Genomic DNA, 19118 nt, shown 5'->3' with positions numbered 1-19118 from the left:
CAACAACCAAGCTTCGCGCCCGGCGTTGTCGTTGTAGGTGACACGAGGAAGCTGAGTGCATGGATTTCCCGATGACCCGCGGCCCCCGGGGGCGCGGATGGCTGATCGCGGCCCTGGCCGCCACCGCGCTGACGGCGCCGCTGGCCGCCTGCCACCGCGCGGGCCAGCCGCAGGCCGCCTCCCAGACCGCGCTGCAGTCGCAGCAGGCGGAACAGGTCCTCAAGGTGCTGGCCGATGCGCCGAGCCAGGGCTTCGCGCCGGGCGCCTTTCCGACCACCGGCATCGAGGACGGGCTGAAATCGCGCGACGCGGCGACCCGCGCCGCGGCCCAGGGGCGGCTGGTTGCGGAAATCCTCGCCTACGCCCGGGCCCAGCACGGCTTTGCGATCCCCAAGTCGGGCATGGACAAGAACTGGGGCATGCGCTCGCAGGCCCACTACGATCCGACGCCGGAATTCCAGGCCGCGGCAGCGCAGAACCAGCTGCCGCAATGGCTGGCGAGCTTGCCGCCGCCGGCCCCGCAGTACGAGTTGCTGCGCAAGGGCTACCTGACCTATCTGAAGATCGCCGAGGCCGGCGGCTGGCAGCCGATCCCGCCCGGCGGCGACCTGCGCCCCGGCAGCCGCGATCCGCGCATCGTGGCCCTGCGCCAGCGCCTGGCCTTCGAGGACGCAAGCCTCGGCCAGACGCCGGCGAACGCCCCCTATGACGGCGCCCTCGCCCAGGCGGTGCAGCGCTTCCAGCATCGCCACGGGCTGAAGGAGACCGGCATCGCCGACGCCCCCACGGTCGCGGCCCTGAACGTGCCCGCCGTGGCGCGGGCCGCGCAGCTCCGCGCCAACCTGGAACGCTGGCGCTGGGCGCCGCGCGACACACCCGCCACCCGCATCGAGGTGAACAGCTCCGCCGGCCTCTTCGACCTCTACGTGGATGGCCAGCCGGCGATGCACATGCTGGTGGTGGCCGGAAAGCCCGGCGACGAGACCCCGATCGTGGCCTCGAAGATTCACACCGTGGTGCTGAACCCGACCTGGAACGTGCCCGAGGACATCGCCCAGAACGAGCTGATCCCGAAGGGCGAGGACTATCTGGCCGCCCACCACTTCACCAACGACGGCGGCAAGCTCGTCCAGCAGCCGGGGCCCGGCAACGCGCTTGGCCAGGTGAAATTCCTGTTCGACAACCCCTACTCCGTTTACCTGCACGACACGCCCTCACGGGCGGCCTTCAACCAGACCCAGCGCTCGGCGAGCCATGGCTGCGTGCGGCTGGAAAGGGCGGCGGACCTCGCCAAATATCTGTTGGGCCACGAGGCCGGCTGGTCGCCGGAGAAGGTCGACCAGACCATGGCCGGCAATGACACGCTCAACGTGCCTTTGAAGCAGCAGGTGCCGGTGCGCATCTACTATTGGACCGCCTTCGTCGAGGGCGACCAGGTCTCGTTCCGCGACGACGTTTACGGCTGGGACGCGGCTACGCTGCGGCAGCTTGACGCATCTTTAGCCAGCCACGCTTGATCTTCGCGCTCCCAGTCCGCAGTTGAGCGGGCCAGGCAAGTCAGGGCCGGCCTCCAACCCAAGCCGGCTCAGGGAGCGTGAATGCAAGCCATCGCCCGTCGTCAGGTCCTGTTCGGCGCCGGAATGGCCGCCGTGGCGGCCGCGATCCCGTCCGTTCTGCAGGGCGAGATCCTCAAGGCCGCGCCCCTGGCTCCGCCCGATCTGGTGGTCCCGGCCCCGGCGGCCATGCTCTCCGCGGCCCTGGCCGGCGTCCGGCGTGTGACGCTGCACAACCTGCACACCGGCGACAGGTTCGACGAGGTCTACTGGGAGAAGGGCGCCTATGTGCCCGACGCGCTCGCCGCGGCCCAGCATGCCCTGCGCGATTGGCGCAACGGCGAAGAGCATTTCATGGACCCGAAGCTGTTCGACGTGCTGCACGGCATCTCTCAGCAGCTCGAGACGAAGCAGCCCTTCCAGATCATCTCCGGCTACCGCTCGCCGGCCAGCAACGCGGCGATGCACGCCCACAGCTCCGGCGTCGCCGAACATAGCCAGCACATGCTCGGCAAGGCCTCCGACATCCGCGTCGAGGGCGTCGAACTCGGCCATCTGCACAAGGCCGCCCTCAGCCTGAGGGCGGGCGGCGTCGGCCTATATCCGGTATCGAACTTCGTGCACGTCGACGTGGCGCGCGTGCGCACCTGGCAGGGCGTCTAGCGCGCGCATAGGCTCCGGCGTCGACAAGCCGGCGGTCCGAAGCTAAGCGAGGCGTGCCGTCCGCGGCCCCGCGTAAGCTCGATGGGAACTCGCCATCCTCACCTGCCGGACATCATGGCCGAGTTGACCGCCTGGGCGCTCACCACGGGCGAGGCCGGCATGCGCAGCCAGGCCCGCGGCCTGGCCCTGGCGGCCGCCGATGACGTCGCCGAGCGGGTCGTCGGCCTGCGCTGGCCATGGAGCTGGTTCCGCGCTGGCTGGCCCGGCGTGCTGGGCGCCATCGAGGCCGGCGACGGTGCGCCGCTCGGACCCCCCTGGCCCGACCTGATCGTCACCTGCGGGCGCCGCGCCGGCGTGGCCGGCGCGGCCCTTAAGGCGGCCGCGGGCGGCCGGCCCCTGCTGGTGCACGTGCAGGATCCGCTCGCCGATCCGGGCGTCTTCGACCTGATCGTGGCCATGGAGCACGACGACATCACCGGTCCCAAGGTGCTGAAGGTGCTGACCGCGCTGCACGACCTGACACCCGACCGCCTCGCCGCGGCGGGCGCGTCGTGGACGCCGCGACTGGCCCACCTGCCACGGCCGCTCACCGGGGTGCTGCTGGGGGGGCCGACCAAGAACAGCCCCTTCGGCCAGGCTGAGGCCGCGCTGCTGCTGGAGCGGTTGACCACCCTTGGCCGGGCGACCGGCGGCGGCGCGGCCATCGTCGCCTCCCGCCGCACGCCCGACGAAGCGCTCGCCGTCTTCACCGCGGCCGCGCGGTCGGATCCGGCCCTGTGGGTCTGGGATGGCGCCGGCGACAATCCCTACGCCGGCGTGCTGGCGATCGCCGACCGGCTGGTGGTGACCGGCGACAGCGTCTCGATGATCTCCGAAGCCCTGGCGACGCCGCATCCGGTGGAGATCTTCACCGCCACGGTGCGCCGGCGCCACGAGGGCTTCATCCAGACCCTGGTGGATCGCGGCTATGCGCGGCTGTTCGACGGCGCGGAGTCGGCGTCGGGTCCGCGCCCCCGCCTCGACGCCACCGAGGACGCCGCCCGCGAGGTGCGCAAGCTCCTGGCCGCGCGCGGCTAGAGCCTGTCCCGGTTGGCCCGCCAACCGGGATGAACAGGCTCGTCGCTATTCTTGCTGGCGCGCATCCTCATCGCCAAACCGGTGTCCACTTTGGCGGGATGCGCGCTAGAGCCGTTTCGCCATCGCCGACAGCCGGTGGCGGATGTTGCTCACCACGCCGGTCTGGGCGCCGCGGACATAGTTGAACTGCAGCACGCGCCGGCGGCCGTGGTAGGGCGTGTGCCCGTGCCAGGAGTTGTCCGAGCGGCGGAACACCACGAGGGAGCCCATGCCGGAGGGGATCTCGGCGGCCACGGCCTCGATGTCGGACCTGCTGCGGAGCAGCCGCAACTGTCCCTCCCCGCCCGCCCAGTCCTCGTTCAGGTAGAGCAGCAGGGAAAGGATCTTCGACCTCGAGTCCCGGTGGATGAAGCCGTCCCGGGGGCCGCTCTCGCCGCGGATCGTGACCATGGTGGAGGCGTCCGTCAGGTCTAGGTCGAACAGCCGGCTCATCAGCGCGCGGAAACGCCCGGATTGCAGGTCCGCGATGACCTCCGTCAGGACCGGTCCCGGCGGGGCGTCGTGCAGGGAAAAAGACCCCGGGCCGGGGACGCTCGGGAATTCGGCCGGCACGCGCGCGGCCGCCTGCGGATCCAGGGCGTCGGCGACGTGGAAATATTGGAAGGGATCGGTGTGGAGCTTCGCCGACTCCAGCCGCTTCCAGTTCAACGCCGACATCAACCAGGCCCTCTTGCGGCGCGCACCCATAACACGCCGGTTGTCTTCCTCGGGACGACGCCGCGCGGCGCGGTCCTCAAGGCCAGGACAAGAAAATCGCCTACTCCCGCGAAAGCAACCGCTCGATCCACCGCGCCGGCCCCTTCGTCCGATAGGCCGCCTTCAGCGCCACAGGATCGTAAGCCGGGCTCTGCGTCCACTGCAGGAATGTCTGACCGGCCGGTTCGCCTTCCGCCAGATAGCGCTCGAAGACGTAGTCGAGCAGCCCGGTCTCGCCGTGCGCGAGGTGGCCGAAGCGAAGCCCCAGCTGCCGCCGCGCCTGGCGGATCGGCAAGCCCTTGCGCAGGTGGAGGTACAGCGTGCCCATCAGGCCGGTGCGGTCGGAGCCTGACTTGCAATGGATGACCGCCGGATAGGCGATGGTTTCGAACAGCGCCTTGGCGGCCCGCACCTGCCCGGCGCTTGGCGCCTCCCGCGAGCCCAGCCGGAAGGTCACCAACCGCAAGCCCAGGGCTTCGCACGCCGCCCGCTCGATGACGTGGTGGCTGCCCTCGGTGCCACCGCGCAGACTGATCACCGTGCGGATCCCACGCCGCTTCCAGTCCGCCAGCTGGTGGGGCCAGGGCTGGTTGCTGCGCGCCAGGTCATCGGCCACCCAATGGGCGTTGCGGAACGCCAGCCGCAGCACCGCGTGGTCCTGCCACAGGAAATCCCAATAGGCGCGCAGCCGCCCGCCCGGCGTGGCGACGTCGAACGGCCTGGGGTCGCGGGATGACGGCATGGCGGCCTAGAAAGACTTGCCCGGCACGACGCCGGCGATCCGGGGCCGCTCCGGCGTCGACTGCACCACCGCGCTCACCTGCATGTCGGCATAGGCTCCCATCACCGGCGAGGTCCGCGCATCGAAGGTCGGACGTGAGCGCCCCACATAGGCGTAGCGCGAGGCAATCTCCAGCGAGGACAGCCCGACGGGCGGCCGCAGTCGTGGGCGGGCGTGGCGCAGGACAGCTTGGGCGCGCGCGGCTCGCAGCCCCACAGGCGGCCGCCAACGCAGCGGCGCCTCGCCGGCGCTCTGCTCACAGCCTCGCTTGTGCGGAAGCCACAGGCACCCGCCCCGCAGGGCGCTCGGCGAACTGCGATTTGCCGTTTTCCCCCGGATGAGCTTTGTTCACCTGATCGTAGCGGCGTTGGGGGATTCCATGGCCAGCAAGCGGGCGCCCCCTGTCTGGGTCATGGGCCTGACCAGTCTGCCGCTAGGCATCACCGGGGCGGTGGCCCTGCTCATCGTGCCCCAGCTGCTCGCAGCCCTGCACGTGCCCGAGCCGCGGATCGCGGAGATCACCGGGCTGGCGCTCCTGGCGGGCTTCGCCTGCGTCCCGGTCTCGCCGATCCTCGACGTCCGGTTCAGCCGTAAGACCTACACCATCGCCTTCACCCTGCTGGGCGGCCTGCTGACCACCCTGTCGCTGCTCGAATTGGAAAACCTGGCGCTGCTCGGCTGGCTGCTGTTCGCCACCTTCTTCTCGGTCAGCCTCGCGGTCGCCGCGGCGGGCGGCTGGCTGGGCAGTCTGGTGGTCAAGACCGACGATTCCCGCCTGGGCGCCTGGCTGACCGTGGCCAATATCGCGGGCTTCGGGATCACCGCGATCGTCGGCACGGGCCTGATACGCGCGCTGCCCTCCGGGTTCGGCGCCCTGGTCCTGGGCCTGGTGGCCGCCGCGCCGGCGCTCGTCTGCCTGTTCATCCAGGGACCGCCGCCCGACCGCCGCCTGGCGCGCGAGAGCTTCGGCCAGTTCTTCAGCGACCTGATGGCGCTGGTGCGCCGGCCCTCGGTGCTCCTGACGGTGCTGCTGTTCGCCGTGCCCGCCGCCTCCTTCGCGCTCACCAATACCCTGGGCGGCCTCGGCCGCGACTATTCGGCGTCCGAGCGGTTCGTTTCGCTGGCCGGCGGCGCGGGCGTCACCGTGGCCGGCGTCATCGGCAGCCTGCTGGTGCCCCGGCTCGCCGACCGCATCCCGCCCCGCGCGCTCTACCTCGGCATCGGCACACTGGGCGCGCTGTTCACGCTCAGCCTGATCGTCCTGCCGCGCACCCCGGGCGTCTTCCTCCTCGCCATGGGCGGCGAGAACATCGCCCAGTCGGCGGCGCTCGCCACGGCCAACGTGGTCATCTTCCGCACCATGGGGAAGGACAATCCCTTCGCCGCCACCGAGTTCGCCATCCTGACGGCCGCCGTCACCGTGCCGATCACCTACATGCAGGTGATCGACGGCCACGCTTATGGGTCGGGCGGCCTGGTCGGAACCTACCTGACCGACGCCGGGCTGGGCCTGGCGGCCTGCGCGGCCATGGCGGTAATCCTGATCCTCACGCGCCGGCGGTTCGAACCGGCGCAGGCCTGAGCCCCGGGAACCTCCAAGTTCGTCGATGCATTGTGAAGCTCATCGTCGGGCGATCCCCGGCGACTGACGAAAGGGACAATAATGTTTGGCATCATCGCGGCGGTATTGGTGGTCCTGTGGCTGCTGGGCTTCCTGGCTTTCCACGTGACCACGGCGGCCATCCACCTGCTTCTGCTCATTGCGGTGGTGCTGATTGTTCTGCACTTCATGCGCGGACGCCGCGGGGTCTAGAGACCCTCTCCGGCCGGCTCAGCCGATCGGCTGAGCGTGGTCAGGATCTGGCCGTCCAGCCAGATCTCGACCTTGCTGCAGCTGGCATGCTCGGCCAGGAAGGCGGCGCCGGCCCGCAGCCCGCCATCGGCTTCGCTCGCGGGGCGGATGTCCACGACCGGCGCGACGCCGTCGGCCCGCAAGCCGACGAGGGTATAGACGTTGTCCACGCGGCGACCTCTGCATCCAAGCGGCGCCCCGGCCGGAGGGCCGAGCGCGGCGCTCTGCTAGAGGTCTGCGCCTGAACGCCGTTTGAACGGGCCTCGGCGCGACCGAGGCTCAGCTCGGCTCCGGCGGCCGCCAGGAGCGGGCCTCCCGCGCGCCCGCCGCCTCGGCCCGACGACGCAGGTCCTCGGCGAGGCGCAGCAGGCGCTGCTTGTCCGGTGCGTAGCTCACCAGCCGGGCCAGTTGCTCGGTGGCTTCCGCCTCGCGCATCAATTGATAGCTCGTCCCCATGCCCTCCGAACCCGTGGGGACGAAGGCCGTTCCTAAGGCTCAGTTTTATCAGCAAAAATAAAAGCGGCGCGCGCTCAGTGGGTCAGGCCGCGCTGGCTTCGATCCCGGCCTCGCCCAGTACTCTGGGATCGTGCTCCAGGCTGGCGGTGTCGAAGCCATGGAACAGCGACAGGAAACGGAACGGGTGATCCTGGTAGCTCGGGTACATCACATTGTTGATGTCTGAAGCGGTGTCGAAATAGCCGATCTTCGCGCTCGGTGAGTGGAGCTGCAGGTTGTGGCGCGCCAGCGTCAGCCCGACCTGGTCGATCCAGCGGGTGACCTCCGGGCGGGCCAGCCGATCGTCCAGATAGGCTGCGAGTGCGCCGACGAACGCGGCGCCGTTCGCGGTCGGGTTGACCAGCAGCAGGTTGGCCGTCAGCCGCGAGCCGGCGTTGAAGGTGATCTCGTTCTCGTTCAGCACCACGTCTTCATGCGCGTGGGCGTCCAGCAGGTCCGCCACCCCGCGCTGCAGGATCAGGTCGATGTCCGACACGAACACCGGGCGTCCCAGTTCCGAAAGCAGCGCCCCCAGCCGCTGAAAGCGGGCCGACTGCAGGTGCGCCACGGGCTTCTCGGTCCAGGTCTTGGGCGGGGCGTCGCGGATCGTGGTGGTGACGGCGCCCATGTCGAAGTCGTCGGCGGTGAACACCAGCCGCTCGTCGATCACGCCGACCTTCTCGGCGATGCGCTTCAAGGCGCTTCCATTCTTCCCATTTCGGCCGCCGATCACGTGGATCACGATCAGCGCCGGCACGTCCGCATAGCGCCGCACCGACAGCGCGTACCAGCGCGCATAGAGGTCCACGTAAGCCTCGTCCGCCGCAGCGAAGAACAGGCAGCGCGCGCCAAGCCTCTGCGCCCTGGCCCGCAGCTTCTTCCAGTCGAGCTTCTCGCCGTCGGCCGCCATCATCTGCAGCTTGCCGGCCGGCCTGGGGGCAGGCGCCCGGAGCGCCACGTCCATGTCGAGGGCCTCGACCAGCGCGCCATAATGCTTGGCCCAGGCTTCCCATTCGGAGCCGGCCGGGGTCTCGACCTGCAGGGCCCGTGCGGCGCTCAGCAACTGGTCGAGCTGGTCGCGCGAGCGGGCGGTCAGCGGGCGGCAAAGGATCAGGCCGGCGGCGTCGTGCAGGTCGCGCAGCTGCAGCAGGGCCGCCGCCTCCGGGGCCGGCGCAAGGGCCAGGGCGACGCGGTGCTCGATCTCCTGGGCGATGTCGCCGGTGGCGTGCAGCAGGTCGGCCAGAGCCGTCCGCGCCGCGCGGTTGCCGGGCTCCAGCACCACGATGCGGTGGGCGAAGCGGATCGCCTCCGGCGCGCGCTGCAGGGTCTGGTTGCACGACAGCGCCGCCTGGATCATGGCGGTGTTCTGCGGCAGCAGCTCGGCGAGGGCTGCGGCGTAACGCTCGGCCTCGGCCACCTCGCCGCGCGCCAGGTGCAGGTTGAACTTGCCCACCGCGGTCTCGGCCAGAGCCTGCATCGCGGCGAGGACCTCGGGCGGGGCCCCCAGGGTCTTGATCACATTGAGCTGGGCGATGGCGTCGAGCGTCCGGCCGAGGTCGGCCAGCGCCGTCGCATGGGCCAGCCGGATCTCCATGCGCCCCGGATGCAGGATCGCCAGTTGTTCCAGGATCGGCAGGGCCTGGGCATGGCGGCCCTCGCGCCGCAGATCCAGCGCCAGGGCGAACAGCCGACCCACCTGGGTCTCGGCCGCCGCGGGCGTGAGTGGCGCTGGCAGGCTCACGGGCGGTCCAGGAACTGGGCGAACATGCCCACCACGTGGTCGCGGTTGGGGCCCATGTAGTCGCCGTTCATGGGCGTGAAGTTGATTGCGCCGCGCCACATCATCTGGAACTCGAAGCGATCGGGCGCGGCGGGCCACGCGCCTTCGCCGCTCAGCGCCAGATATTCCACCAGCGGCAGCTTCGGCGCGAGGATCAGGTCCTGGCCGACGTTGTCGATGACCCAACGGTGGTGGATGAAGCCGCGGTAGGGCCCCTCGGGCCGCAGCGACTCCAGATAGCGCGACGGCACCGCCACATAGCCCGCCTCGGCGATGCGCGGCAGCATCTCGAGCGCGATGGCCGGATAGGCGAGGTCTTCCAAGGTGTGCGAGCAGATGCAGTAGGAGAAGCGGCCATGCTTGGCCACGTGGCTCAGCACCGGCTCCCAGGCGCGCGGGTCGTTGAAATTGCCACGGAAATGCAGCGGGGCGGACGCGCAGTCGCCCATGTCGAAGGTCGCGTCGAGCACGTCGGCCGACCACGGATTGGCCGCCGCCCCCACGTCGATCACGGTGAAGTCGGGGCAATCGGCCTTCTGCTGGCGCAGCCAGCCCATCAGCGGCTCGTGCCCATGCAGCGGGCCGTAGGCGTAGTTCTGCGAGGGCCGGCGAACCTGGCGCTCGAACAGGAAGTCCATTTGCAACAGGCCGCCGTCGTTGACGCCCTGCAGGCGATGGAACTCGGTCACCGCGGCGTGGCGGAAGCCCATCCGCGCCAGTTGCGCGAACACCGCCTCGGCGGGCGGCGCGCCGGCGTTGAAATCGACCAGCGAGACCTCGACCAGGATGTAATCGGCCTGGCGCAGCACCGTCTCGCCGCCCATCAGCACGTCGAGCTCGGCGCCCTGGGTGTCGATCTTCACGAAATCGAAGCGGCGGCCCCGGAAGAGGTCGTCCAGCCGCGCCTTCTCGACCTGGTGCTCGATGACCACCTCGTCGCGGAAGAAGGCGGTGTTCTCCCGGTAGAGCGAGGAACCGGTGGACTGCAGCCATTCCTTGGTCAGGAACAGGGTCGCCTGGCCGCCCTCGCTGGAGGCGGCCACCGCGTGCCGCTCGTAGGGCAGCTCGCCCAGGGCGTCCTGGCAGAACGGGTTGGGCTCGACGAGGGTCGGCGCGCAGTCCGGGAAAGCTTGCAGGAACGACTGCGTGAACGTCCCCACATGCGCCCCGATGTCGAGCAGGGTGCGGGGCGCATAGCCGCGGAAGCGCAGGTCTTGCAGGATTTCGGCGTTCATGAGGCGCGGGCTCTCCTGACGCGCGGTTTGGGGATGTCGGTTTCGTTGGCCGCCAGCTTGGGCTCGCCCGCCCACAGGCGGCCGTCGGGCTTCAGCGGCCGTACGGCGTGGCGACCCGCCAGCCCGGCGCGATAGAGGTCTGGGTAGTCGGCGCAGGCCATGAGATCGCGGCCCTCGTGGTCGAGGTCGCAGCCCACCGCCATATAGGTCTCGAGGTTGGTCAGGTCCGGGCTCGGCAGCCGCCCGGCCCGATAGTCGGCGACCATCTCGCCATAGAGGCCCTCGAGGCGGCTCGCGAGCTTCTCCATGTTGAAGAGATCGCAGGTGTCGCGGGTCTTCATGAGCCGCGCCTTCAGGGCCGCGATCCGCGGCCGATCGCCGGCCAGGGCGACGGCGAGCGCGATGTATTCGTCTTCCGTCTCGCAGACCAGGTCCGGCAGGCCGGCGGCGCGCACCAGGCTGCCGCACACGCGACTGGCGAAGGCGCGACCGGAGATGGTGATCATCGGAACGCCCATCCACAGGGCGTCCGAGGCCGTGGTGTGGGCGCCGTAGGGGGCGGTGTCGAGGAACAGGTCGGCCAGCGGATAGCGCGCCAGGTGATAGGGGTTGGCCATCTTCGGCGCGAACACCAGCCGCGACGGCTCGACGCCATAGGCCTCGGCGAAGGCCTTGAGACGTTCGTGCGTCGGCGCCGTGCTCTCCAGCAGCCACAGGACGCTGCCGGGCACGGCCTTGAGGATCTTCAGCCAGCGCTCGAAGGTGAAGCGGGTGATCTTCTGCGAGCCGTTGAAGCAGCAGAACACGAAGGCCTCGTCCGGCAGCCCCGCCTGGGCCCGCGTCGGACGGCTCGCCTCCACGACCCGCTTGCGGTCGTTGGGCTGGTAGCAGGGCAGCCGCAGGATCTTCTCCGAGTACCAAGCCTCCGAGCCCGAGGGCGTGATCCAGTCGTCGCCGATGATGTAGTGGTGGTAGGGCGTGCCCATGGTCCCGGGATAGCCCAGCCAGTTCACCTGGATCGGGGCCGGCCGCCTCGCAAAGACCGCCGTGCGGGCGTCGCGGGTGTGGCCGTTGACGTCCACCAGGATGTCGATGCCGTCGTCGGCGATGAGTTGGGCCGCGGCCTCGTCGGAGAGCTCGCGGATATCGCGCCAGGTCTCCACCGCGGCGCGGATGCGGGTCTGCAGGCCGTCCTTCGCAGGGATGCCGCAGTAATAGGCGAACACCTCGACCTTCGACCGGTCGTGCAGCTCCAGCAGTTCGGCCATCAGGTAGCCCACCGCGTGATCGCGCAGGTCGGAGGAGACGTAGCCGACGCGCAGGCGCCGCGTCGCCAGGTCGACCGCGGCGTGCCGGCGGTCGGCCGCGCCGCCCGCCTCCTCGCGGATCGACTGCTCCACGTAGCGCGCCGCGGCGGCCAGTTGCAGCAGCGGATCGTCGGTGTAAGCCGCCATCGACAGCGGATGCATGCCGGCGACGATCTCGCGCCGGTCCAGGCCCTCGCGCGGCTCGGCGACCGGCCACTTGCACTGGCCCAGACGCACGGCCACGTACTGTTCGATCACGTCGCGTTGGTGCGGATTGATGTCCAGCGACTCGGCCATGGCCGCCTCGGCGGCCTCCAGGTCCTGGCGTTCGCCCGTGGCCCGCGCGATCTGTTTCAGGGTGGCGAGCTTGTGCTGCACCGAGGCGCCGGTGACCGGCGCGAGCCGGGCCAGGACGGCGTTCCACTGCTCCATGGCCGCGGCCGGCGCGCCCAGCCGCTCCAGCACCCCGCCCAGATTGATGTAGGCCGGCGTGAAGTCCGGGTGTCCCGAGATCGCGGCGTTGAGTTCGTCGCGCGCGCCGGCAAGGTCGCCCACCTGGCTCGACAGCACGGCGCAGTTGAACAGCGCCACGAAGCGCTGCGGATGCTCGCCGTTCCGATTGACCCACACGCGGTAGAGCTGCTGGGCAAGCGTCACCTGGCCCTGGTCGACCAGTTGCGTCGCGGCGGTGATCAGCTCCGTGAGGCCGACCTCGGCGGTCGTGATCCTCTGGAGCGTGGCGACGAAATGGTCCTGGTTCACTAAGGGGCCCGGGCTTGTGCGCAGCAGGGCGACCGAACCTCCGGCCGCCGCAGACCGCAGGCTCGGCGGTTATGGTGAGTCAAACGTTAACGCCGGCCGCTCCGGCGGCTGTTCCCCATAGAAAAGCGCCAGGCGGAGGACCGCCTGGCGCTGGAGATGATGGCGACTTTTCTTGGTTTAGAGGTAGGCCGCGATCTGTGCGGCGTTGAAGCTCTGAACCTGGGTCTGGGTGAAGGCGGCCAGCTGGGTCGCGTTCATCAGGCCGATGCTCGTCGTGGTCAGCTGCTGCAGCTGGGTCGTGGTGAACCCGGGGATCTGCGTGGCCGTCAGGGCGCCGACTTCGGTGCTGGTCAGGGCGCCGACGATCGTGGTGCTGAGCGCGCCCACCTGGGTGGCGAACAGTTGGCCGAGCTGGGTCGTGGTGAACTCGCCCACGTCGGTGGTCGAGAGGCCGGAGACCTGGGTCTTGGTCAGGGCCTGCAGCTGCGTCGAGCCGAGGGCGTTCACCTGGGTGGTGTTCAGGGCCGAGACGTTGGCCGCCGAGAGCGCCGCGACCTGGCCGGCCGCGAGTTGACCGACCTGCGTCGAGGTCAGCTCACCGATGTCGCCGGCCGAGAGGCCCTGCAACTGGGTCGCGGTCAGCGCCTTGATCAGGGTGGCGTTGAGGCCGGTCACCTGGGTCGTGGTCAGGGCCGAGACGTTGGCCGCCGAGAGCGAGGACACCTGGCTGGCGGTCAGACCCCCGATCAGGGTCGAAGTGAGCTCACCCACCAGGGTGCTGGTGAAATTCTTCAACTGGGTGGTCGTGAAGCCCTTCACCTGGGTGGTGTTGAGGAGCTGGATCTGGGTCGTAGCCAGGGCGCCCAGATTGGTGGTGGTGAAGGCGCCCACCTGGGTCGCCGTCAGCCCCTGGATATGGGTGTCGGTGAGCTCGCCCAGCTCGGTCGAGGTGAAGGCCCCGATCTGGCTGGTGGTCAGGCCCTTGATCTGGGTGCCGTCGATCACGCCGAACTGCGTCGAGGTCAGGGCCGCGAGCTTGGTTGTCGACAGACCGCCGAGCTGCGTGCCGGTGAGCCCGCCGACCTGAGTGGTGCTCAGGAGCGCCAGGTTGGCGCCGCTGAGCGCATTGACCTGGGCGGCGCTGAGCTGGCCGACCTGGGCGGCGGAGAACTCGCCCAGCAGGGTGGAGCTGATGCCGGCCAGCTGGGTCACCGACAGCGCCTTCAGCTGGGTCGCGGTGAGCGCGTTGACCTGCGTTTGCACCAAGGCCGAGAGGTTGGTGGCCGACAGCGCGCCGATCTGGGCCGCGGTTAGGGCGCCGATGTGCGTGGTGTTGAACTCACCCACGTCGGTGGTCGAGATGCCGGCGAGCTGGGTGGTCGTCAGCGCCTTGATCTGGCTGGCGTCCAGGCCGCCGACCTGGGTCGCGGAGAGCGCCGAATAGGCGGCCGCCGTGAGCGAGCCGATCTGCCCGGGCTTCAGCGCCGCCACCTGGGTGGCGGCGAACTCGCCGACGTCGGTGGTCGACAGACCGGCCAGCTGGGTGTTGGTCAGGCCCTGCAGCACGGTGCTGTTCAGGGCGGCGACTTGGGTGCCGACCAGCGCCGAGGTGTCGGCGGCGCTGAGCGAGCCGAGCTGGTTGGCGCTGAGCGCGCCGATCTGGGTCGCGAGGAACTCGCTGACGTCGGTGGTCGACAGGCCCTTCAGCTGGGTGCTGGTGACCCCGCCGATGACCGTCTGGGTGAGCGCGGCGACCTGGGTGGAGCTGAGCGCCGAGAAGGCGGTCGCGGAGAGCGAGCCGATCTGGGTCTGCGTCAGGGCGCCGATCTGGGTGTCGGCGAACTCGCCGACGTCGGCCGCGCTCAGGGCCTTCAGCTGGTTGGCCGAGATGCCCTTGATCTGCGTCGCGTTGAAGGCCGCCACATCGGTGCTGTTCAGCGACGAGAAGGCGGTCGCCGAGAGCGCGCCGACCTGCGTCGCCGTCAGGGCCGACAGCTGGGTGGTGGTGAACTGGCCGACCGCCGTGGTGGTCAGGCCCGCCAGCTGGGTGGCGCTCAGCGCCTTCACATGCGTGGCGTCGAAGGCGTTGAACTGGGTGATCTGGCCAAGCTGCGTCGAGTTCAGGCCGCCCAGCTGGGTGCTGGTCAGAGAATTCAGCTGCGTGGTGGTGAATTCGTTGAGGTCGGCCGCACCGAGACCCTTGAGCTGGCTGGCGGTGACGCCGCCCAGCTGGGTCGGGGTGAAGGCATTGACCTCGGTGACGGTCAGCGAGCCGAGGTTCGTCGCCGAAAGGGAGCCGACCTGGCCGGCGGAGAGCTGGCCGATCTGCGTCGAGGTGATTTCGGCGAAGTCCGCCGACGACAACCCGGCGAGCTGGGCGTTAGTCAGGCCGCCGATCTGGGTGGCGTTGAGCGCGCCCGTCTCGGTCGAGGTCAGGGCCGAAAGCTTGGTGGCGTTGAGCGCGCCCAGCTCCTGGGCGGTGACGCCGGCGAGCTGGGTGGTGGTGATCACCGACAGCTGGGTGGTGGCGAGGCCCGCGAACTGCGTGGTGGCCAGCTGGCCGAGCTGCGTGGCGCTGAACTCGCCGATGTCGGCGGTGGAGAGGCCCGCAAGCTGCGTCTGGCTAAGGCCGCGCAGTTCGGTCTGGTCGAGCGCCGCGATCTGGGTTCCGACCAGCGAAGACAGGTTGGCGCCGGACAGGCCGCCGAGCTGGGCGGCGCTGAGGGTATGAATATGGGTGGTGTCGAAGCCCGCCAGCTGCGTGCTGGTCAGCGCGCCCACCTGCGTCGAGGCCAGGGCGACCAGCTGGGTGGTGTTGAACACCACAGCGCTGTTGAAGAGCGGGATCTGCGAGGTCTTGAGGCCCTTGGCGCCGGTGGCGGTGATCGCGCCGACCTGCGTGCCGACCAGCGCCGCAATATCCGTGGCGTTGATGGACCCGACCTGGGTCGCATTCAGCGACCCCATATCCGTCGTGGTGAGGGCCTGGATCGAAGTGACCGACAGGGCAGCAATCTGAGCTGCTGAAAGGGCCGAGATCGACATCTAAACCATCCTGGTTTTCACGAACGATATTCTGTCGTTCGTTGGGCAATCCGCACGCCGACTAGACTTGGCGTTACCCTCGGTTGGTAAAGGAGAGACCTTTCCAGATCGTTATCGGCGCCACGCCCGGATTCAGAATTTGGGCGCCTCGCCACAATTCTCGCCCGGATTGAATCATCGCGGCGCTACACCACGGCGCCGCAACACGCCGAGGCCCACGCCCGCCGCCGGCCCTCGGCCCCCGCCGGGAACCGGTTCAGGCCGTCGTTCCGGCCAGGGCGAGGCCGTCCATCAGCAGCTTGCGATGCTCCGCCCGGGGGAACCAGATGCGGCCGAAGTCGTCGATAGCGCCGGCGGAGAGGCTGACGAACTGCGACAGCGCCTCCTGCGCCTGGCGCGTCTGCCCCAGCTGTCCGTGGATCGCGGCCAGCACCACATAGCTCACCGGCAAGCGGAAGGTCGTCGTCCGGAACAGCGCCAGGGCGTCGTCCCACCGCCCCTGCTGGAACCGCGCGGAGGCCAGATACATGCGGGCCAGCGCCCCGATGGATGAGATCGGATCGAGGCCGATCGCCGTTTCGAGATGCTCGGCCGCGACGTCGGGCTGGCCGTCGCGCAGCCGCAAGACGCCGCTGATCAGCCACACGAAGGACGAGGCCGGGTTTATCTTGAGCGCGCGTCCGATGATCGTCAGCGCCCGGTCGACCGTTCCTTCCAGTCCCGGCAGGCTCACAGCCACCTGCGCCAGCACCCGGGCGTCCTCGTTGGCCAATCCAAGCGCGCGCTCCGCCAGCGCCAGTCCGCGGCGGCGGTGGGCCTCCGGGTCGTCGCACCAGCCGTGCTCGATCACCTGCCGGCGGCAGACAGCGGACTGCGACAGGGCGAGCGCGAAGTCCGGATCGAGGGCGATGGCCCGGTCGAGCAGCTCGATCGCCTGCAGCATCTCGTCCTTCTTGAACAGATGGAACAACGGCAGGGACCGCAGGTAGAGATCATAGCTGTCCAGGTTGCTGGTCGGGCGCGTCCACGCCCTGCGCGCGCCGTGATCCAGCACCGTCGGCTCCATGACCCCCGCCACGCGCAGCGCGACCTGGTCCTGCAGGGCGAAGACGTCCTCCAGCGTGCCGTCCAGTCGATCTGTCCAGATCTCGCGGCCGTCGCCGGCGTCGATCAGATGGACGGCGATCCGCACCTGGTCGGCGGCCTTGCGGACGCTGCCTTCCAGGATGTAGCGCACGCCCATCTGGCGGGCCGCCTCGCGCGCGCTGATGGGCACGCCGCGGACGATCAGCTCCGAGCCCGCCGTTATCACGAAGACCGACTTGAACCGCGCCAGGGCCCCGACGATCTCCTCGACCATGCCCTGGGCGAAATAGTCCTGCTCCGGGTCGTTGCTCAGGTTGGCGAAGGGCGCCACGGCGACGCTGCCCTTCGAGGGCAGCTGCGGCAGCGGCTCCGCGGGCCGGGGCGCGCCGGCCGCCCCCACCAGGTCGGCGACGCTGGCGGTGATCTTGCGCCAGCCGCGCGCCTCGACGTCGCCCGTCCAGCCGGTCAGGTCGGCGCACTCGATGCGGTCGAACGGCATCGGCACCGCGGCGCCGTCGACGGTCAGTTGCACCAGCTTGCGCTGGCTCCGCGCGCGGTCGGCCTCCGACTGCACCCACTCCGATCGGGCCGCGTCGGCAGACCAGACCACGACGACGGCCTTGGCCGCCGCCAGCCGCTCGGCGATCACCTCGGCGTAAAGCCGGTGCGCCGGCAGCTCGTCGTCGCGCCAGACCCCATAGCCAAGCGCCCGCAAGCCCTCGGCGATCCGCTGCGCCTGGGCTTCCGTCGATCGGGCGTATGAGATGAAGACGTCGGACATCGGGCGCGGCCCACCCCCGCGGTAGGCGTCACCCTAGCGAGGTCCAGGCGCAGCGAGAAGTCGCTCGCCCCGCGGCCGGATCAGCGGCCCTTGAAGTCGGCCGGGCGTTTTTCCAGGAAGGACGCCATGCCCTCCCGGAAGTCCTGGGTGCGCACCAGCTGCAGGAACTGCAGATAGACGTGGTGGACGTGGTCGTTGAACGTCTCCTCCAGGCCCATCCGCATCAGCCGCTTGGCCGACTGCACGGCGAGCGGGGCGTTGGCGGCGATCTCGGCGGCGACGGCGCGGGCGCGGTCCATCAGCTCGGCGTCGGGCGTGACCTCGTTGGCAAGGCCGAGCTCCAGGCTCTCCTTCGCCGACAGGGTGCGGCCGGTGAAGATGATCTCGGCCGCCTTCGACCAGCCGAGCAGGCGCGGCAGCACCCAGGTGCCGCCGCTCTCCGGCACCACGCCGCGCTTCACGAAGGCCGCCGCCAGTTTCGCGCCCTCGGCCATGATGCGGATGTCGCAGCCCAGGGCCGTGTCCATGCCGTAGCCGGCCGCGGCCCCGTTCAGGGCGCAGATGGTCGGCTTGTCCATGGCGAACAGTACGGTGGGGGGCGTGTTGCGCAGGTCGAGGTTCACGGAGACCGCGCTCGCCTGGGTCGCCGAGCCAATGCCCGAGCCCTTGGTGGCGTCCACCAGGTCGAGACCGGCGCAGAAGGCCCGGCCCGTGCCGGTGAGGATCACGCAGCGCACGTCGCGGTCCGCGTTGGCCTTCAGCAGCAGCTCGGTGAGCTGGGCCAGCATGGGGCCGGAGATGGTGTTCATCCGCTCCGGGCGGTTGAGGGTGATCACCGCAACGCCGTCGGCCGCCTCGTAGAGCACCTCGTCGGTTTGTTTGGCGGCCGGCTTGGCCAGGGTCTCGCTCATCGGGGCCATCCCTTTACGTCGTCACCTGTCAGCTAAGACGCCGGCCGGCGCGGCTGGCAAGGGGAATGGCGGGCGACCTCAGAGGTCGCGTGCGACCCGGAAGCCGATGTCGCCGACGCGCAGGTCGGCGTGCCGGCCCTCGGCGCGGCGGCCCCCGCCCCGGTCCAGATCAGGCCGGCGACGGCGACGACGATCAGCGCGACCATGCCTCGCACCCTGCGGTCTCCGGCCCTGCCGCAGGGTCCCCGTCCGGGTCCGCCCGCGCAATGACAAGGGCGCCACCTTTCGGGCCACCGGACCGCGTGCGGATCGAATGGCCAAGCTCGACGTTTCCGCCTCGCCCATGGCCGTTCCCGACACCGTCTTCGACGACTTCCCGCCCACGCCCTACGCCGAGGTCCGCAAGCTGGTCCGCGACGGCGACCTGCTGCTCTGTTCGGCCCACGAGCCGATGTCGCGATTGATCCGCTGGGCCACGAAGAGCCCGTGGAGTCACGTGGCCATGGCCTTCCGGCTGCCGGATATCGAGCGGGTGATCGTGCTGGAGTGCGTCGAGCGCCTGGGCGTGCGCGCCGTGCCGCTCAGCGACTTCATCACCCGGACATCCAGCGGCGTCACGCCCTACCCCGGCAAGATCCTGCTCGCCCGCCACGAGGGCCTTTCCGCCAAGTCGCGCCAGAAGCCCCTGAAGCGCATGGCGGAATTCGCCTTCGACCGGCTCGGCGACAGGTTCTCGCAAGGCGAGATGATCAAGATCGCGCTGCGCGTCGCGCTCGGCCGCCTGCACATGAAGACGCCGCGCACCCTCGGACCGGACGACGAGTTCATCTGCTCGGAATATGTCGCCCGCTGCTTCGAGGCCGTGGGCCTGAAGGTCCCGTGGGACGGCTACGGCTTCGTCGCCCCGGCCGACTTCGCCTGTGATCGCAGGGTGCAGCCGATCGCCCAGGTGGCGACCCGCCGCTAGAGCCGCCCGCCGCGGGTCGGGTCTGGACGGCGCGCCCCGGAGGTAACAATGTTACCAAGGGTGTAGG

General features: G+C 69.9%; 17 protein-coding genes. 6 read left to right on the top strand and 11 right to left on the bottom strand.

The window, feature by feature from the left end; translation table 11 throughout:
* Window positions 1–71 precede the first annotated feature (71 nt).
* The 3 genes from VGT80_RS09620 (at window position 72) to VGT80_RS09610 (ending at window position 3293) form a co-directional block, all read left to right on the top strand.
* Complete coding sequence (locus VGT80_RS09620; RefSeq protein WP_327455179.1) at window positions 72–1517, top strand: L,D-transpeptidase family protein; 1446 nt, start codon at window positions 72–74, stop codon at window positions 1515–1517.
* 81 nt (window positions 1518–1598) lie between these two features.
* Window positions 1599–2216 (top strand): DUF882 domain-containing protein, encoded by a 618-nt coding sequence (locus VGT80_RS09615; RefSeq protein ID WP_327455177.1) that lies wholly within the window; start codon window positions 1599–1601, stop codon window positions 2214–2216.
* 114 nt (window positions 2217–2330) lie between these two features.
* Window positions 2331–3293 carry a mitochondrial fission ELM1 family protein gene (locus VGT80_RS09610; protein WP_327455175.1) on the top strand — a complete coding sequence of 321 codons (963 nt, stop codon included), beginning with the start codon at window positions 2331–2333 and terminating at the stop codon, window positions 3291–3293.
* Window positions 3294–3398: 105 nt separating this feature from the next.
* On the opposite strand, the gene VGT80_RS09605 is transcribed toward VGT80_RS09610, so the two are convergent.
* The 3 genes from VGT80_RS09605 to VGT80_RS09595 form a co-directional block, all read right to left on the bottom strand.
* On the bottom strand, window positions 3399–4010 hold the full coding sequence (locus tag VGT80_RS09605) for a 2OG-Fe(II) oxygenase (protein WP_327455173.1): 612 nt from the start codon (window positions 4008–4010) through the stop codon (window positions 3399–3401).
* Between the two features lie 100 nt (window positions 4011–4110).
* A complete protein-coding gene (locus VGT80_RS09600; protein WP_327455171.1) occupies window positions 4111–4791 on the bottom strand; it encodes a fused DSP-PTPase phosphatase/NAD kinase-like protein in 681 nt (226 codons plus the stop codon).
* 6 nt (window positions 4792–4797) lie between these two features.
* The gene (locus VGT80_RS09595) at window positions 4798–5046 is read right to left on the bottom strand and encodes a hypothetical protein (protein ID WP_327455169.1); all 249 of its coding nucleotides are present in this window, start codon (window positions 5044–5046) and stop codon (window positions 4798–4800) included.
* A gap of 163 nt (window positions 5047–5209) precedes the next feature.
* Between VGT80_RS09595 and VGT80_RS09590 the strand changes: the two genes are divergently transcribed.
* Window positions 5210–6412: a hypothetical protein gene (locus tag VGT80_RS09590; protein ID WP_327455167.1), complete on the top strand. Its 1203-nt coding sequence runs from the start codon at window positions 5210–5212 to the stop codon at window positions 6410–6412.
* Between the two features lie 81 nt (window positions 6413–6493).
* Entirely contained in the window at window positions 6494–6643 is a 150-nt protein-coding gene (locus VGT80_RS09585; RefSeq protein WP_327455165.1) for a lmo0937 family membrane protein, read from the top strand.
* Here VGT80_RS09585 and VGT80_RS09580 read toward each other — a convergent pair.
* From VGT80_RS09580 to VGT80_RS09545, 8 genes are all read right to left on the bottom strand, one after another.
* Entirely contained in the window at window positions 6640–6852 is a 213-nt protein-coding gene (locus tag VGT80_RS09580) for a hypothetical protein (RefSeq protein ID WP_327455163.1), read from the bottom strand. The genes VGT80_RS09585 and VGT80_RS09580 overlap by 4 nt on opposite strands.
* A 109-nt stretch (window positions 6853–6961) precedes the next feature.
* A complete protein-coding gene (locus tag VGT80_RS09575; protein ID WP_327455161.1) occupies window positions 6962–7138 on the bottom strand; it encodes a hypothetical protein in 177 nt (58 codons plus the stop codon).
* Between the two features lie 82 nt (window positions 7139–7220).
* Window positions 7221–8918 (bottom strand): hypothetical protein, encoded by a 1698-nt coding sequence (locus VGT80_RS09570; RefSeq protein WP_327455159.1) that lies wholly within the window; start codon window positions 8916–8918, stop codon window positions 7221–7223.
* On the bottom strand, window positions 8915–10192 hold the full coding sequence (locus tag VGT80_RS09565; protein ID WP_327455157.1) for an FkbM family methyltransferase: 1278 nt from the start codon (window positions 10190–10192) through the stop codon (window positions 8915–8917). The genes VGT80_RS09570 and VGT80_RS09565 overlap by 4 nt, the downstream gene beginning before the upstream one ends.
* Entirely contained in the window at window positions 10189–12261 is a 2073-nt protein-coding gene (locus tag VGT80_RS09560; protein WP_327455155.1) for an N-acetylglucosamine transferase, read from the bottom strand. Before VGT80_RS09560 ends, VGT80_RS09565 begins: the two co-directional genes overlap by 4 nt.
* A gap of 177 nt (window positions 12262–12438) precedes the next feature.
* Window positions 12439–15306 carry a hypothetical protein gene (locus tag VGT80_RS09555; RefSeq protein WP_327455153.1) on the bottom strand — a complete coding sequence of 956 codons (2868 nt, stop codon included), beginning with the start codon at window positions 15304–15306 and terminating at the stop codon, window positions 12439–12441.
* 256 nt (window positions 15307–15562) lie between these two features.
* The gene (locus VGT80_RS09550) at window positions 15563–17173 is read right to left on the bottom strand and encodes a TIR domain-containing protein (RefSeq protein ID WP_327455151.1); all 1611 of its coding nucleotides are present in this window, start codon (window positions 17171–17173) and stop codon (window positions 15563–15565) included.
* Between the two features lie 80 nt (window positions 17174–17253).
* Window positions 17254–18084 carry an enoyl-CoA hydratase/isomerase family protein gene (locus VGT80_RS09545; protein ID WP_327455149.1) on the bottom strand — a complete coding sequence of 277 codons (831 nt, stop codon included), beginning with the start codon at window positions 18082–18084 and terminating at the stop codon, window positions 17254–17256.
* 313 nt (window positions 18085–18397) lie between these two features.
* On the opposite strand from VGT80_RS09545, the gene VGT80_RS09540 reads away from it, so the two are divergent.
* A complete protein-coding gene (locus VGT80_RS09540) occupies window positions 18398–19051 on the top strand; it encodes a YiiX/YebB-like N1pC/P60 family cysteine hydrolase (protein ID WP_327455147.1) in 654 nt (217 codons plus the stop codon).
* The last annotated feature ends 67 nt before the right edge of the window (window positions 19052–19118 follow it).

Source organism: Phenylobacterium sp. (assembly GCF_035944335.1).
In the GTDB taxonomy this organism is placed as follows: Bacteria; Pseudomonadota; Alphaproteobacteria; order Caulobacterales; family Caulobacteraceae; genus Phenylobacterium.
The sequence above is the reverse complement of the archived record's forward strand: the minus strand, read 5'-3'. Positions and strand labels throughout refer to the sequence as shown.

Coding starts and splice junctions, on each gene's coding strand:
- VGT80_RS09555 (WP_327455153.1), bottom strand. CDS start 15,306: ATGTCGATCTCGGCCCTTTCAGCAGCTCAGATTGCTGCCCTGTCGGTC.
- VGT80_RS09600 (WP_327455171.1), bottom strand. CDS start 4,791: ATGCCGTCATCCCGCGACCCCAGGCCGTTCGACGTCGCCACGCCGGGC.
- VGT80_RS09545 (WP_327455149.1), bottom strand. CDS start 18,084: ATGAGCGAGACCCTGGCCAAGCCGGCCGCCAAACAAACCGACGAGGTG.
- VGT80_RS09610 (WP_327455175.1), top strand. CDS start 2,331: ATGGCCGAGTTGACCGCCTGGGCGCTCACCACGGGCGAGGCCGGCATG.
- VGT80_RS09605 (WP_327455173.1), bottom strand. CDS start 4,010: ATGTCGGCGTTGAACTGGAAGCGGCTGGAGTCGGCGAAGCTCCACACC.
- VGT80_RS09620 (WP_327455179.1), top strand. CDS start 72: ATGACCCGCGGCCCCCGGGGGCGCGGATGGCTGATCGCGGCCCTGGCC.
- VGT80_RS09615 (WP_327455177.1), top strand. CDS start 1,599: ATGCAAGCCATCGCCCGTCGTCAGGTCCTGTTCGGCGCCGGAATGGCC.
- VGT80_RS09585 (WP_327455165.1), top strand. CDS start 6,494: ATGTTTGGCATCATCGCGGCGGTATTGGTGGTCCTGTGGCTGCTGGGC.
- VGT80_RS09565 (WP_327455157.1), bottom strand. CDS start 10,192: ATGAACGCCGAAATCCTGCAAGACCTGCGCTTCCGCGGCTATGCGCCC.
- VGT80_RS09550 (WP_327455151.1), bottom strand. CDS start 17,173: ATGTCCGACGTCTTCATCTCATACGCCCGATCGACGGAAGCCCAGGCG.
- VGT80_RS09590 (WP_327455167.1), top strand. CDS start 5,210: ATGGCCAGCAAGCGGGCGCCCCCTGTCTGGGTCATGGGCCTGACCAGT.
- VGT80_RS09540 (WP_327455147.1), top strand. CDS start 18,398: ATGGCCAAGCTCGACGTTTCCGCCTCGCCCATGGCCGTTCCCGACACC.
- VGT80_RS09575 (WP_327455161.1), bottom strand. CDS start 7,138: ATGGGGACGAGCTATCAATTGATGCGCGAGGCGGAAGCCACCGAGCAA.